Below are 13,554 nucleotides of genomic sequence, written 5' to 3' on the forward strand. Positions count from 1 at the left end.
CGGGGTTCCTCAGGATTCGTGGAAACTGCCGGCGCGCAGGCCGACGCGCAGGTACTCGGCCAGGCGGATGCGCAGGTTGACCAGGCGTTGCGCGCCGTATAGGTGGTGCAGCACGCCCATCTCGCTCTCGTCGTCGGCGCCCTGGAGGATTTCCACCGGCGTCGAACCGGCCAGTTGGCCGTAGGCGGGCGTGCCATAGCGCAGCGAGGTGAAGCGTGGCGCGATGCCCGAGCCGGCGGTGTCCGGCTGGCAGTGGTGGCGGCGCGGCACCCGCGAGCCGGGCGGCAGCCAGCTGAAGCGCACGCAGCCGACCTGCTTGCGCAGGGCGCGCACCGCGGCGGGCCAGGTGTCGGCCGTGGCCAGCTCGGCGAACAGGATGCTGTTGGAGATCAGCCCCACCTCGCGGGTGTGCAGCTTGCCGACCACCGTGCAGGCGTCCAGCGACAACCTGGCCCCCGGCGAATCGCCGTCGCCGGCGGCCAGGGCCACGGCGCTGCGGGCGAGGGCATCGACCAGGCAGTCGCTGGCCGCCACCTCGGCGTGCTCGTGGGCGCGGACGGCGCCGAGGATGCAGCGCGTCAGTTCCACGCGCAGGCCGGGCACTTCCAGTTGCAGGCTCGGCGTGGCCGGTTGCGTCGGCAGGCCGGTGGCGTCCAGGGCGATGCCCGGCACCAGGGTGCAGTGCTTCAGCTCCAGGCGCGCCAGGGCGTTGCCCGGGGCGGCCGGCACCCGCAGCGGTGCGCCGGCGATCAGCAGGCCGTTGAGCAGGCAGGCCGCGTCGGCGCCGCCGCTGACATTCAGCGCGGTCAGCGCCAGCAGCGGTCGGAAGCCATTGGCGGCGCGGATTTCCACCGCGCCGCCGGCGCTCACCTCGATGTCCAGCGCCTCTTCGTAACGGCCGTTGTCGCTGATCTCCACCACGCCGTCGCCGGCGACCTGCGCCAGGGCCGCGGCCAGGGTCGGCTGGTCGCCGGGCACGCGCACCGGCGTGCGCTCTTCCGGCGGCACGGGCAGGTCGGCGCCGCGCTCGTATTCGCCGCCGCCGAGGTCGGCGCAGGCGCCTTCGTGCCAGGTCAGGCGGACTTCGGCGGGGTCGGCGGCGTCGCCGGGCAGGGCGATGCGCCCCAGCCGCGGGTCGATGGAATACAGGCCATCCGGCGGCGTATGGGCCCAGCCGCCGCCGTCGTCGCCCAGGTGGCAGATGCAGATGCGGTCGCGCTCGATGGCCACGCCGTCGACCCACAGCTGCAGGCTCGGCTGCGGGTTGTCCAGCGGCGCCGTGGCGTCGGCCCGCACGCCGTAGTGGCGGGCCAGGTGCGCGGCCAGGCGCCGGCGCGACAGCGGCCAGGGCACGTTGTCCGGCTCGGCCAGGTGGCCGATGTCGTCCTCCGCCTGCGGCCGGTTGTACAGCGCCACGTCCTGGCCCAGCGGGCTCGCCCGGTAGCGGCGCACGCCGGCGCGCGGGCAGGGCACCTGGCTGCGCGCATAAGCCTGGATACGCCACAGGTGCAGGCCGACGTTGGGGATGTTGTGGCGGCCGCGGCCGGACTCGATGTTGCGCACGTCGACGCTGCGGTTGGCGCTCTCGAAGGCGGTGCCCAGCCATTCCAGCGCCTCGCCCTGGCGCAGGTCCGGCGCCTGCACGGCCTGCGGGCGCGGGTGGTTCATGTACTGGGTGGCGCACAGGCGCTGGAAGTACTCCACCGCGCGGGCGTCCCAGCCGGTGACGTCGCGGGCCAGCTGCTCCAGCACCGTGGCGGTACCCTTGCGCCGGCGCAGGGCGATGGTGTGGGCCACCTCGGCGCGCGGGCTGGCGACCTTGGGCACCACCCGGTGCAGGCCCTGGTAGCCGATCAGGTCGCCGATGTAGGGCACCACCCAGTCGCCGCAGGTCTCGATGAACAGGTCGTCGTAGAGCTGCTCCAGGCTTTCCTCGGCGACGCCGAGCTGTTCCGCCAGCAGCGCCAGCAGTTCCTCCAGCGGGCCCCGGTCCAGGCCTTCGGCGGCGGCGATCTCGGCGTCGCGCACGCGGTGGATGGCCGGCAGCAGGGCGTACAGGCTTTGCGCATCCAGGCTCATGGCAGCACCTCCAGTTCCATTGGCGCATCACTCAGGGTCAGCAGTTCCGCGGCCTGGGGCAGGCCGGTCAGCGAGGGCACCGGCAGCGCGGCGAACAGCCGTGGCTTCAGCGCCGGCGGCTGGTCCTGGCGGTACAGCCGGGCGACCTGCACCGCCAGCACGCCGGGCAGGCGCTGGACCACCGCGGCCAGCTCGTCCACCGAGACGGTCTGGCCGAAGTCGCGGCGGGCGAAGCCGAAGTGCTCGCGCAGCGCCGCCTCGACCGCTGTGAGCAGCGGCCCGGACTCGTAGCCGGGGGCCAGCTTCACCGCCAGCCGGCAGCGGAAGCGCGCGTCGAGGTAGCTGGCCAGGCGCAGCGGCAGCAGCGGGTCGCCGTAGGCCAGCAGGGCGTCGCGGAGGAAGCCGTAGGTGGCGCCGTCCTCGCTCACGGGCGCGCCGTCGACGCCGGCCAGGCTGAGGAACACGCCGCGCGCCGGGCCGGCGGGGATCCACAGCGCATGGGCCTTGTCGATGCCGGCGAAGGCGCGGGCGAAGTTGGCGTAGTCGGCCACCGATACCGCGCGGTCGAGGGTCAGCACCGTCAGCGGCGCATTGGCCCGCGCCCGCTCCAGCGGCTCGCCGTCCTCGCCGCCGCTGGCCGCGGCCGGGTTGACCACTTCGCTGACGCCCAGCGGCCGCGAGAGCAGGGTGGTGAGCTTGCCGGCGGCGAGGTTGCCGGCGCTGCCCAGGCCCTTGCGGTAGCGCGCCCGCACGTTGCTGTGGCCGCTGGGCAGGCGCGCGCCTTCGAGGCCGTCGCCGAACTGCAGGGTGGCGAGGCCCGCCTCGTCCTGGGCCGTTTCGTAGCCGTGGGCGTCGGCGGCGGCGCGGTACAGCGTCGGGGCCTCGGTCCAGAGTACGTCGTTGACCCGCAGCTCCAGGGTGGAGGCGCGGCCGCTGGGGGTGTTGGCGGCGACGTAGGTCAGCGGCGCCTGGTTCAGGGCGAAGCGCTGGTTGGCCTGGCCAGCGTCGCCGTCGCCGAGGATGGCCTCCACCGTCTCGCCGTGGCTGGCCGGCGCCAGGTTGGCGTTGACGCGCAGGCTGGCGCGCTCGAACACGTACTGCAACGCGGCGCGCAGCTTGATGCGGGTGTAGTCGCGGTCGAGCGCCAGGGCGTCGTCGCCGTCGGCGATGAAGGCCACCTGGCGCACCACGGCGTCGCCCTTGCGCGCCTCGGCCAGGCGCAACTGGCTGGCCTTGGCGCTGAGCCGGCCACTGCGGCCGTCGCGGTCCAGCAGGTGCAGGCGCAGGTTCACCGCGGGGCTGCCCAGCAGCCCGGCGAAGGTTTCCGCGTCCTGGGCCACCGCGCTGGCGCCATACAGGCGGTCGGCCGGGGCGAGCATGAAGAGTTCGTCGCCTTCGCCCAGGGCGGCGCTGCCGCCGTCGTCCAGCTGCAGCGCCAGGCCCCCGGCCAGCACCGCGAGGCGCTGGCGTACGCCGGAGAGGGCCAGCGGCTGCCCCGGGGCAAGGCCTTCGACGCGGCGCCCCAGCACCAGCTCGTCGCCCTGCACCGGGTACAGCAGTGGTCGCGCCGTGGCGGCCAGCGCCTCGCTCTGCGCCAGGACCAGGGTGCGGCGCAGCGGGAAGCGCTCGGCGGTCAGGTGCTCCTGGGTGTCCGGGGTCAGCCGGGTGACCTTGGCCGACAGCGCGAAGGCCGTGCGGCTGCGGTGCGCCACCCGGGCGATGCGGTACAGCTCGGTGTAGCCGGGCAGGTCGGCGCTGCCCAGGCCGGCCTGGTTGGAGACCAGGGCGAACCAGCCGCCGGCGACCAGCTTCGGGTTGTCGCCATCGAGGTCGACGGCTGCCGGGTCGAGCACGAAGTTCTTCCATTGCCAGGCGTCGGCATCGGCCTTGTCGATCTGCTGGGCGATGTTGGAGTCGTCGTTGCCCAGCAGGTTCGGGTCCGGCGCGTTGTGGCCGAACAGCGCGCCGCGCTGGCGCAGGGCGAACACCTGCACGCCGGCGGCGGCCGGGGCCATGCTCGGGAAGCGGCTGCCCAGGGGCGTGGTCCAGCGCACCCGGGTGCGCTGGTTGGCGGTGTCCGGCTCGACGCTGGCCAGCACCCGGATGTCCCAGCGTTCGCTGCCCGGGTCGGCCAGGCGCTCGTTGCCGACGATCAGCAGGGCGTCGCCCGGCTGCAGGCCGGTGGCCAGGCCCGCCAGCCACAGCCCGGTGTCGCCGCTCTGCGGCTGCCAGGGGCGGCTGGCCTGCACCGCGATGGCGTTCCACTCGGCGCGCGCCGGCGCCGGCGCGGTGGTCTCGAAGGTCTGCGCCTGCTCGCCCTGGCCGGGCACGCTCTGCACCCGCGTGCCCGGCGGGATGACGATGGGCTCGCTCGGCGCGCCGGGGGTTTCCAGCAGGGTGAAGGCCAGGTGGGTGGAAGCGGCCACCCCGGGCGCCGGGCGGTAGCCGATCAGCCGCGCCAGCTGGCGCACCGACAGTTGTTCGGTGGCGGTGCGCAGGTAGTGCTCCTGGGCGTAGCGCTCGGTGTAGAAGCCCAGCACTTCCAGCGAGCAGGCCAGGGCGTCGGCCAGGGCCAGGGTGAAGTCGCTGTCCTCGCGGCTGGTCAGCGCCGCCAGGGCCGGGTAGTCGGTGCTGGACAGGCGCGCCCGCAGGCTCGCCAGGTAGTCGCCGTGGCGGCCGCTGCGGTAGTCCAGCGCCGGCAGGCCGGGCGGGTTGTCGATGCGCCGCGGGGTGTCGGCCTCGACGCCGGCGCAGCAGTCGCACTCGGGTTTGCCGTTCATCATTTGCCTCCGTGCAGTTCCAGGTGCAGCACGCCGTGCTCGGGGAAGTCGGGGTCATTGTCCAGGCGCGCTATCTCCAGCCGGCCCAGGCGCATGAAGCCATCGGCCAGGGGCTTGGCGTCGGCCTGGCCGAGGCGCTGGAAGCGCTTGACCTGCACCGAGGCCACGCCGGGTACGCTGCGCGCCGCGGCGTACAGCGGGCTGAGGTAGACGGTCTGGCCAAAGCTGAAGTTGTCCGGGTGGAACAACCCCGGGGCGCCGTCGGCGCGGCGCCGGGAGCCGAGCACGTCGAGCAGCGCGCGGCGCACGTCGCTGCGGAAGTAGCCGGCGCGCACGCAGACCAGCAGCTCGATCTCCAGCGACACGTGCACCGGCTCGTCCACCCGCAGGTCGTGGCCGGCCATGCGGTAGCGCTCCAGGTGCTCGACCAGCTCCACGGCGAAGCTGGCGTCCACCGCCGCGCCGCCCTCGCGGTCGACGGTGACGAACACCGTGTGCCAGCTGCCGGTCCAGCGCAGGCTGGCGGCGGCGCGCTGCACGCCGGCCAGGCGTTCGCTGACCTCGGCGTAGTCGGCCGGGGTGACCGCGCGTTCCTGGGTGCGGAACGCCTGGGGCGCGGCGCGGCGCAGCTGGGCCGGGCCTTCCGGCTCGACGCCGCCGCGGGCCGGCAGCGGGTTGCACACCCACCGGATGCGCCCTTCGGCGCTCACTGCATGGGCGATGGCGTCCGCGCCGACGTTGCCGGCGGTGCCGTTGCCGACGCGGTAGAAGGCGCGGAAGGCGCTGCCGCTGTCCGGCCGGCGGCCGTGCTGGTCGTCGCCGAAGCGCAGGCGGGCGCTGCCGTCCTGCTCGGTTTCCAGGACGAAGCAGCGGTCGTCGGCGTGGCTGTCCAGCAGGTCGCGCTGCACGCTCCAAAGGTCCGGGGCGGCGCCGCTCTCCAGGCGCAGCTCGGGCAGGGCGTCGGCGGCGCGCCAGCGCAGCGCGGCGCTGGCCGAGTCGGTGGCATCGAAGAACACCCACTGGCGGCGCTGCAGGCCGCCTTCGACGATGCGCCGCTGCACGCGGCCGCGGTGCGTCACCGGGCCCTCCGCCAGCAAGGGCCGGTAGCGCGGCGGCAGCGGCTCGGGCGCCTGGCGCTGGCAGGCGCCGCCGCTGCCCGGGTACCTCAGCAGCGGCGCCGGCACGCTGCCCAGGGCTTCGCCGGCGACGCTGCGGCCGTGGTCGACCAGCACGATATTGCCCAGGGCGACGCTGACATCTTCCAGCCGCGCATTGCCGTGCTCGTCGTCGCTCTGGCTGGAGATGCACAGGGCGAAGGGCAGGGCGTCGCCGGGGTGCCAGGCGATCTCGGTGACCGGGCTGCCGTCCAGGGGATCGGCCAGCGGATCGCTGCCGTCGAAGGCGCGCACCCGGGTCAGGCGCACCGCATGGCGGCGCGCCGGGTCGGCGTCGGCCGGCTCGCCGGTGAGCGGGCCGAGCACTTCCTGCAGCACCAGCACGTCGCCCACGGCCAGGCCGGGCAAATGGCCGCGCAGGGTCGCCGTGGTGGCGCCGGCCGGCAGGCAGCAGCGCTCGTTGCTCCAGGTGTGGAAGAACAGCCGGTTGTGCGCCGCGTCCAGGTTCGCCCCGTGCATCGGTTCGAACACCAGCGGCGCCGCTTCCAGGGCGCGGCGCTCCTCCGGCGAGTCGGCGAGCAGGCGCCGCGGCACGCCGGGCACGCGGGTGTAGAAGCGCAGGCCGTCCGGCAGCGCGAAGGGCCCGCCGCTGACCTCCAGGTGCAGCCAGGCGCGGGCGTTGCAGCCCTCGTGCAGGTGGTAGTCCACCAGCAGCGCGTGGCGGCGCAGGCTGCTGCGGCGCCGCGCGGTGTGCAGGTAGGCCTCGGTGGCGATGGCGTCCAGCTGGTAGTGCTGCAGGTCGCCGACATAGGCGATCAGCTCGCCCAGGGTGGTGGCCAGGTCCGCCGGGCTGCGTTCGCGCCAGCCGGGCATGCCTTGCGCCAGGCGGTCCATCACCAGGCGGCGCAGGCTGGCGTAGTCGCGGGCCAGGTAGTTCAGGTCCGGGCTGGCCGGAGGCTGCCCGGGGCAGTCGGTTTGCGGGCGGCAGTCGAAGTCGCTGGGGCACTCGACCTTGAAGGCGAAGTCCACCGCCGACAGGCGCGGGTCGAAGTCCGCCAGCGGCTGTTCGGCGCCGGCCCGGTGCAGGCGCAGGCGGTAGCTGGAGTGGTCGCCTTCGCTGTCGGTGCGCACCACCAGCACCCGGTCGGGCTCGGCCAGGGCGGCGAACAGCGCCTGCTCGGCGGCGCTGGCCTGGGCCGGTGGCGCGCTGGCGCTGCCCAGCCAGAGGATGCCGATGTGGCGCACCCGCTCGCCACCCTCGATGTGCAGGTTGTCCAGGCCCAGCGCCGCCGGCACCGGCTTGAGCAGGCGCACCAGCAGGGTGCGCTGGCGCGGGCTGCCGGGCGGCGCGTCCTGGTCCAGCACTTCCAGGTAGTCGATGCCGTTGAGCGTGGGGTGGGCGTCCACCAGGGCGCGGCGGTGTTCCTCGCAGCAGTGGTAGATCATGGCGCGCCTCCCTGGACGAACAGCGCCGAGTGCAGCGCGTCGTTGCGGCGGATGCGGTACTGCACCTGCACCGCCAGGCGCGATTCGACGGCGCTGACCTCCACGCCCTCGACCAGGATCAGCCCGGCCAGCCACTGCTGCAGCGCGCCCTGCACCAGGAACTGCACGGTGGCCGCCAGCTCCGGGCTGTTGGGCGCGAACACCAGCTCGCGCAGGCCGCTGCCGAAGTCCGGGCGCATCACCCGCTCGCCCGGCGCGGTGAACAGCACCTGCTCGATCAGGCCGCGGATCCAGGTGGCCTCGTCGGCGTCGCGGGTGCGGCCGTGGCCGTCGAAGCGGTAGGGGAAGTACAGTCGCTGGGTCATGTTCAGCTCCCGATCACGCGGGTCTGCGCCGCCACCGGCAGCAGCGGCGTGCCGTTGGGCGCGCAGACCGCCTGGCTGTCCATCAGCAGCAGCGGCTGGCCGTTGCTGAACACCCGCGTCGCCGCCACCAGCCATTGCGCGGTGACGCAGGGCACCGGGCCGCCGGAGACGTTGAACGGGCAGCCGGCGATGACGTAGGGCGCGCTCATCAGCACCGTCGGCTGGCCACCGACCAGCACCCGCGGGTTGGGCGCGGTGGGAGTGGCGGTGCCGCCATGGGCGCAGAGCACCGTGGCGCCGACATGCAGAAGAGGCCCGGGCATCTCAGATCACCGTCAGCGCGCCGTTGTTGATGGTCACCGCCGGGCCCACCAGGGTGAGCGCGGCGCCCTTGCCGTTCTGGATGTAGATGCCGGTGTCGTTGACGATCAGCGTCGCCCCGGTGGCGCTCTTGAGCATGATGCCGCCGGTGGGGCCGGGCAGGTCGGAGATGGTCAGGCCGTTCTGCAGCGGCGTCTGCAGGGTGATCGCCGGCAGCCCCGGCGGGGTGGCCAGGGCCAGCGCCGGGACTTCCGCGGCGCTGCCCCAGAAGCAGCCGACCCAGATGGGGCTGTCGGGGTTGCCCTGCTCGAATTCCACCCAGACCCCGGAGCCGATCACCGGCAGCGCCACCATGCCGTTCTGCAGCCCGGCGATGGGCACGCAGGGCATGGCCCAGCTCGCCGGCACCAGCCCGGCCACGTCGGGCACCTGCACCTGCAGGCGGCCCTGCTGCAGGGGGTCGACGTTGTTCAGCACCATGCCGCGGTATTTGCCGTAGTAGCGTTGGCTCATGCGGGCACCCTCGGCGTGATGGAGACCAGGCCGTTGCGCGTCAGCTGGAAACTCTGGGTGAACTTGCCGCGGGCCAGGGTGCTGGTGACGCTGCTGACGTAGTACAGGCCGTCGTAGGCCACCCCCGCGCCGCGCACGCCCACCAGCCGCCGCGCGCGCAGCACGCGGCCGTAGCGCAGCACGTCGAGGCTGCCGCTGGCGCTGACCGCGTCCTGGGACTTCTTCGCCTCGGCCAGGCCGGCGCTGATGGCCTGCATGGGGTTCAGCTTGGCCGTGTCCTTCATCATCTTCAGGTTGGCGATGGGCGCGGACAGGGCGCCCAGCGGCGGCTGCAGCGGGTTGAGGTTGGGGATCGGGATGGGAATGGGCGCGCGGGTCTGCGGGTTCTGGATGTACACCACCGGCAGCACGCCCTTGGTCGGGTCGAAGCTGAAGTTCAGCGACTCGACGTTGGTGTGCGCGTCCATGTCGACGTTCAGCGCCGGCTGCGGCGGGCCGACCTTAATCTCCGGGCCGAAGTAGGCGATGCTGGTCAGCGGCACCTCGCCCGGCTCGATGTAGAACACGTGGCCGACCTCCTCGGCGAGCTGGCGGACGTAGGCCAGGTCGGTGCCCTGCTGGGCGGGGATGCGCTCGATGGGGATGGGCACGTCGGGGAACAGCGCCGGGATCGGCAGCGGGATGATGCCGAAGGCCGCGTACTTCGCGCAGATCAGCGCCACCCGCGCCTCGATGGGCATGGCCGGGTAGGGCAGGCCGGAGAAGTCGATCAGGTCCATCACCTTGCTCAGGTCCTCGCCGGTCAGGGTGATGCTGCCGGCCTGGCGGTCCTGCCCGGCCTGCACCCCGACGTGGGTCAGCACGCCGTCGAACAGCGGCTGCGCGCGCCCGCCGAGGGTGACGATCAGCACCACCCGCAGCGGTGGCGTGCCCAGGCTGGTGTTGTTGCCCACGGCGATCAGGAACAGGGTGTTCAGCTCGGAGTGGCTGTTGACCTTGAAGCGCAGCTGGAAGCCGCTGGCGCCCTCGCTGGCATGGGTCACGCTGACCTCTTCCAGGGCGTCGATCAGCAGCGCCGGCACCGGGATCGGCACTATGGGCCCGATCAGCAGGCTCAGGTGTATGGCGCTGCTCACGATTCGTCCCCCGGCACCCCTTCGGGCAGGGTGATGCGCAGCGTCCGCCCGGGCGTTTCGGTCAGCTCGTCCGGGCGCAGCGCGCCATTGCCGTCGCACAGCCGCCAGTACTGCTGCGGGTCGCCCAGGTAGCGGGCGGCGAGGTTGTCGATGCGGTCGCCGGCTTCCACCTGGTGCTCGCCGAGGGCGGCGAAGTGCTCCGGCGGCGGCACGAAGCGCCGCCGCACGTAGCTGAGCGCCACGCCGTCGGGGCGCGTCCACTGGGCGATGTCCAGGCCGTGGTAGCGGCTGTCCGGGGCGAAGGCCGGGGCGGTCAGGGCGTTGGCCTGGAGGAAGGCCTTGAGCGGGTCGGTCATGGCAGGCCTCCGATGCCGAGGGCGTCGAAACCGAAGGTGGCGGCCTTGCCGGCCAGCTTCTCGCGGGATTGCAGGTAGGCCATGAACAGCCCGCCGCCCTTGTGCTCGAAGCCGAGGTCGGCGACGGACAGCACGCGCAGGCCGAGGGTGACGGTGGCGTTGATCGGGTTGAGCTGCGGGTCGAAGGCCTCCTCGCTGATGGAGAAGTCGGTCACCCGCACCGGCACGATGCGCTGGGCGCCCCAGACGAACAGGGCCAGGTCCGATTCCAGGGGGGCGATCTCGAGGATGCCCGAGGCCGCCTGCGCCTGGCTGGCCAGCAGGTCGGCCGCGCGCGGGTTGACCAGCGCCTCCAGCACCGCCAGCTGCGGGGCGATGCCGACTTCGCTGGCGGTCCTGTCGCGCTCGGGGAATTCCAGCTGGTCGCTGGCGTCTATCTCCGCCTCCAGCTGGAAGGTCTCCACCGCCGGGCCCTTCAGGCGCAGCGCGTCCGAGCGCTCGGCACCATCGCCCATGCCCTGCACCTGCAGGCTGCGGCGCAGCTTCTCGGGGTTGTACTGCAGGGCGATCACCCGGCGCACCTGCGCCGAGCCGGGGTCGACCAGCACCAGGCCGGCCTTGATCAGTCGCGGTGAGCTGCTCAGCGTCATGCCGGCCTCCTGTCCTCAAGGGTTCGCATAGGTCAGCTCCGTGGTCTGGTCGGTCGCGGGCCACTGCTCGACGAACAACCCGGAGGCGTTGAACCAGCTGGAGCGGTGCAGGGTGACGCGCCAGCTGTCGTCGCTCAGCCGCTGCGTCGGCGTCAGGCGCACGAAGGCGCCCACCACGTACTCCCCGCGCTGGCGGGCGACGAAGGTCACCACCGTCTGCCCGACCGCCAGGCTGGTCTTGGGCACCAGGATGCGGCCGATGGTGGGCGAGCGCGCCAGCAGCGCGGCGATGCGCCGGCCGACTTCCGAAGGCGTTGCGGCCTCGGCCGTGGCCGGCGCCGGCTCGGGCAGCGCGGGTGTGGGCGTGGCCGCATCGTCCTCGCTGGGTTCGGCGTCGGGTTCGCTGCCGGCCGGCGTGCGCACCGTGGTCACCGCGGCCTGCAGGCTGGCGAGAACCTCGTCGACCGTCTGCCCCTGCACGCCGCCGAGCCCGGCGATCAGCCGGTCGGCCTCGGCGCCGGCGAGGTCGGCGGGGACGATGGCGAGGAAGCGCTCGACCACTTCGTCGGTGACGCTCGGCCCGCTGCCGCCGCGGCGGGTCATGGCGTCGAACAGCCGGCGCACCTCGGGGTTGGCCGCCAGGCGCCGGTTGAGTTCGTCGGAGATGCCCGGCAACGGTTCCGCCGGCGTCGGGGCGGGCGCCGGCTCGGCCGCGGCGTCCGCATCGGTATCCGCGTCGCCGCCACCACCCGCGTCGGCCGGTTCGCCGCGGCGCCGGGCTTCGAGCGCGGCGCGCATGGCCTCCAGGGTGGGTTGCGTGGCCACCTCGCCGCCGCTGGCCATTTCAGTGGCGCTGGCCAGCACTTGCAGGTCCTCGTCGCTGAAGGCGTCGGGGTTCTCGGCGATCACCCGCATCATCTGGTTGGCGATCTGCTGCTGCGCGGCGCTGAGGTCGCCGGTCTGCGCCGCCTGCTCCAGCGTGTTGCGCAGGGCTTCGTCGTGCTCCAGGCGCTCGCGCAGCTCCGGCGGCACCTCGATGCCGTCGTCGTGCATCGCTTCGAACAGGGTTTCCAGCGGCGATTCGCCCGGGCCCACGCGGGCCTCGGCGCGTCCGGCATAGAACACCAGCAGCGCGACTACGGCGAAGGCCTGGGCGTAGGCGGTGACGCGCCGCCCGGCTGCCTGGGGCGCATTGCGCAGGGCCGAGCGCATCAGCAGCGAGGTGGCCGTCAGCGCCGCGCCCAGCCAGCCGACCCGCGCCGCCTGGGGCACCCACTCGCCGTCTTCCTGGGGCGCGCCTTCTTCCTCCGTTCCCGGGCTGGGCCGGCCGGGGAAGGGCACCACGTTGTCCGGCGGGGTGTCGGGCACGGGTTCGGTTTCCGGCTCGGGCGTCGGGTGCGGCTGCGGTTCGGGCCTGGGTTCGGGCACGCTGTCCACCACCGGTGGCGTGCCGGGAACCGAGTGGGGCTGCGGCACCGTGCGCGGCACGGGCACCGGGACCGGCACCTCCACGTCCTCGCGTTCGCGCCGCGGCGGCCGGCAGGAGCACAGCCGGCGGGCCTCGGAGAAGGGCGGGGCGCAGAAGTAGCCGAACAGCCCGGGCTGCATCATCACCACCGACAGGCGCTGCTGCAGGCAGCCGGCGGAGGCGGCCAGCGGGTCCGGCATGGGCAGGCCGCGGCCGACGGGGATGCTGGTGCGCAGGCGCTCGACCTCCACGGCCGGGTTCTCGACCGCGAAGGCTTCCTGCACGGCGGCTTCGTAGAAGTCCAGGTCGTCCACGCCCTCGCGCTCGCCGTGGGGCGTCGCCGCCTTGATCTCGCCGATCTGCACCCGCACCGGGATGCCGTTCTCGCGGGTGACGATGGCCAGGTCCAGGCGGCCGTTCTCGTCGGTCGGGCTGCTGAACGGCAGCTCCACGCGGCCACGGGGGAAGCGGGCGACGAAGGCCAGCTGGACGATGGCGTGGGCGGCGTTGCCGGCTTCCGCCGTGCCGAGCGGGCCGAACACCGCGCCGTAGCAAATGCCGCAGCCGCCAGCGGCTTCCTCGGTGACCGAGAAGCGCTGGACGCGCTGGCGGCGCAAGGCGCCGTCGACCCCGGCCGGCCCGCCCGCGCCCAGCCGTTGCACCGCGCGGTGGGCCTCCTGTTCCAGGGCGTCGCCCGGCGCGCCGAGTTGCAATGCCTGTTCCGCAGTCCGCTCGGCGGCCCCGCGCTGCTGGACGACGTGGGCCAGTTCGTGGGCGAGCAGCGCGCGGCCGCTGGGCGTGTGCGGCTGGTAGCGGCCGCGGGCGAAGACGATGTGCTGGCCGACGGTGTAGGCGTGGGCCTCGACGTCACGGGCGGAGTCGGCCGCCGTGGCGTCGTGGTGCACGCGCACCCGGGCGAAATCGTGGCCGAAGCGCGGCTCGAAGAATGCCCTCGCCGGCAGTGGCAGCGGCTCCCCGGCGGCGCGCAGGGCCTGGTCGACGCTGCCCGGCGCCTGCCCGGCCGCCGCCGCGGGGCGTTCCGGTTGGCGGCTGATGCGTGGCGTGGCGATGCCTGGCGAGGCTTCGCTGGCAGCGCCGGCATCCAGCACCTGGGCAGCGGCGCGGTCGGCCTCGCGCTCCAGCGGGTCGTCGCTGGCGCCCACCGCCAGGCGTGGCTGCAGGCCCAGGGCGTGGGCGCGCCGGCATTCCTCGCACTCGCCGCTGAGCCCGGTGGCTTCGCCACCGCAGGCGCACTTGCGCTGCAGCAGCGTCGCCGGCTGTTCGCCGGTGGCGGCCGGGGCCAGGCTGGCGTGGCTGTTCACCGC

Annotated in this window: 10 protein-coding genes; all 10 read right to left on the reverse strand. The window is 73.8% G+C overall.

All coding sequences use genetic code 11. The annotated features are described in order from the left end of the window. Positions 1 to 9 precede the first annotated feature (9 nt). From PKO50_RS14835 to PKO50_RS14880, 10 genes are read right to left on the reverse strand one after another with little or no spacing between them, the layout of a single operon-like run. Positions 10 to 2,079 carry a hypothetical protein gene (locus PKO50_RS14835; protein ID WP_275630154.1) on the reverse strand — a complete coding sequence of 690 codons (2,070 nt, stop codon included), beginning with the start codon at positions 2,077 to 2,079 and terminating at the stop codon, positions 10 to 12. Beyond that, positions 2,076 to 4,859 (reverse strand): putative baseplate assembly protein, encoded by a 2,784-nt coding sequence (locus PKO50_RS14840; RefSeq protein WP_275630155.1) that lies wholly within the window; start codon positions 4,857 to 4,859, stop codon positions 2,076 to 2,078. The genes PKO50_RS14835 and PKO50_RS14840 overlap by 4 nt, the downstream gene beginning before the upstream one ends. Then, positions 4,859 to 7,420, reverse strand: coding sequence for a putative baseplate assembly protein (locus PKO50_RS14845; protein ID WP_275630156.1), 2,562 nt, complete (start codon positions 7,418 to 7,420; stop codon positions 4,859 to 4,861). The genes PKO50_RS14840 and PKO50_RS14845 overlap by 1 nt, the downstream gene beginning before the upstream one ends. After that, positions 7,417 to 7,785, reverse strand: a complete 369-nt coding sequence (locus PKO50_RS14850) for a GPW/gp25 family protein (RefSeq protein WP_109936469.1) — start codon at positions 7,783 to 7,785, stop codon at positions 7,417 to 7,419. Before PKO50_RS14850 ends, PKO50_RS14845 begins: the two co-directional genes overlap by 4 nt. Before the next feature lie 2 nt (positions 7,786 to 7,787). Continuing rightward, on the reverse strand, positions 7,788 to 8,108 hold the full coding sequence (locus tag PKO50_RS14855) for a hypothetical protein (RefSeq protein WP_109936470.1): 321 nt from the start codon (positions 8,106 to 8,108) through the stop codon (positions 7,788 to 7,790). Position 8,109: 1 nt separating this feature from the next. After that, the gene (locus tag PKO50_RS14860; protein ID WP_275630157.1) at positions 8,110 to 8,619 is read right to left on the reverse strand and encodes a phage baseplate assembly protein V; all 510 of its coding nucleotides are present in this window, start codon (positions 8,617 to 8,619) and stop codon (positions 8,110 to 8,112) included. Continuing rightward, positions 8,616 to 9,755 (reverse strand): hypothetical protein, encoded by a 1,140-nt coding sequence (locus tag PKO50_RS14865; RefSeq protein ID WP_275630158.1) that lies wholly within the window; start codon positions 9,753 to 9,755, stop codon positions 8,616 to 8,618. Before PKO50_RS14865 ends, PKO50_RS14860 begins: the two co-directional genes overlap by 4 nt. Next, the gene (locus PKO50_RS14870) at positions 9,752 to 10,111 is read right to left on the reverse strand and encodes a hypothetical protein (protein WP_275630159.1); all 360 of its coding nucleotides are present in this window, start codon (positions 10,109 to 10,111) and stop codon (positions 9,752 to 9,754) included. Before PKO50_RS14870 ends, PKO50_RS14865 begins: the two co-directional genes overlap by 4 nt. Then, entirely contained in the window at positions 10,108 to 10,761 is a 654-nt protein-coding gene (locus PKO50_RS14875) for a hypothetical protein (RefSeq protein ID WP_109936473.1), read from the reverse strand. The genes PKO50_RS14870 and PKO50_RS14875 overlap by 4 nt, the downstream gene beginning before the upstream one ends. Positions 10,762 to 10,776: 15 nt before the next feature. Further along, positions 10,777 to 13,551: a DUF4157 domain-containing protein gene (locus tag PKO50_RS14880; RefSeq protein WP_275630160.1), complete on the reverse strand. Its 2,775-nt coding sequence runs from the start codon at positions 13,549 to 13,551 to the stop codon at positions 10,777 to 10,779. Positions 13,552 to 13,554 lie beyond the last annotated feature (3 nt).

The organism is Pseudomonas sp. 273 (genome assembly GCF_029201425.1).
Classification (GTDB): domain Bacteria; phylum Pseudomonadota; class Gammaproteobacteria; order Pseudomonadales; family Pseudomonadaceae; genus Pseudomonas; species Pseudomonas delhiensis.

Bases quoted from the DNA above. Each gene is read 5' to 3' on its own strand.
- PKO50_RS14835 (WP_275630154.1), bottom strand. From the start codon at position 2,079: ATGAGCCTGGATGCGCAAAGCCTGTACGCCCTGCTGCCGGCCATCCAC.
- PKO50_RS14840 (WP_275630155.1), bottom strand. From the start codon at position 4,859: ATGAACGGCAAACCCGAGTGCGACTGCTGCGCCGGCGTCGAGGCCGAC.
- PKO50_RS14845 (WP_275630156.1), bottom strand. From the start codon at position 7,420: ATGATCTACCACTGCTGCGAGGAACACCGCCGCGCCCTGGTGGACGCC.
- PKO50_RS14850 (WP_109936469.1), bottom strand. From the start codon at position 7,785: ATGACCCAGCGACTGTACTTCCCCTACCGCTTCGACGGCCACGGCCGC.
- PKO50_RS14855 (WP_109936470.1), bottom strand. From the start codon at position 8,108: ATGCCCGGGCCTCTTCTGCATGTCGGCGCCACGGTGCTCTGCGCCCAT.
- PKO50_RS14860 (WP_275630157.1), bottom strand. From the start codon at position 8,619: ATGAGCCAACGCTACTACGGCAAATACCGCGGCATGGTGCTGAACAAC.
- PKO50_RS14870 (WP_275630159.1), bottom strand. From the start codon at position 10,111: ATGACCGACCCGCTCAAGGCCTTCCTCCAGGCCAACGCCCTGACCGCC.
- PKO50_RS14875 (WP_109936473.1), bottom strand. From the start codon at position 10,761: ATGACGCTGAGCAGCTCACCGCGACTGATCAAGGCCGGCCTGGTGCTG.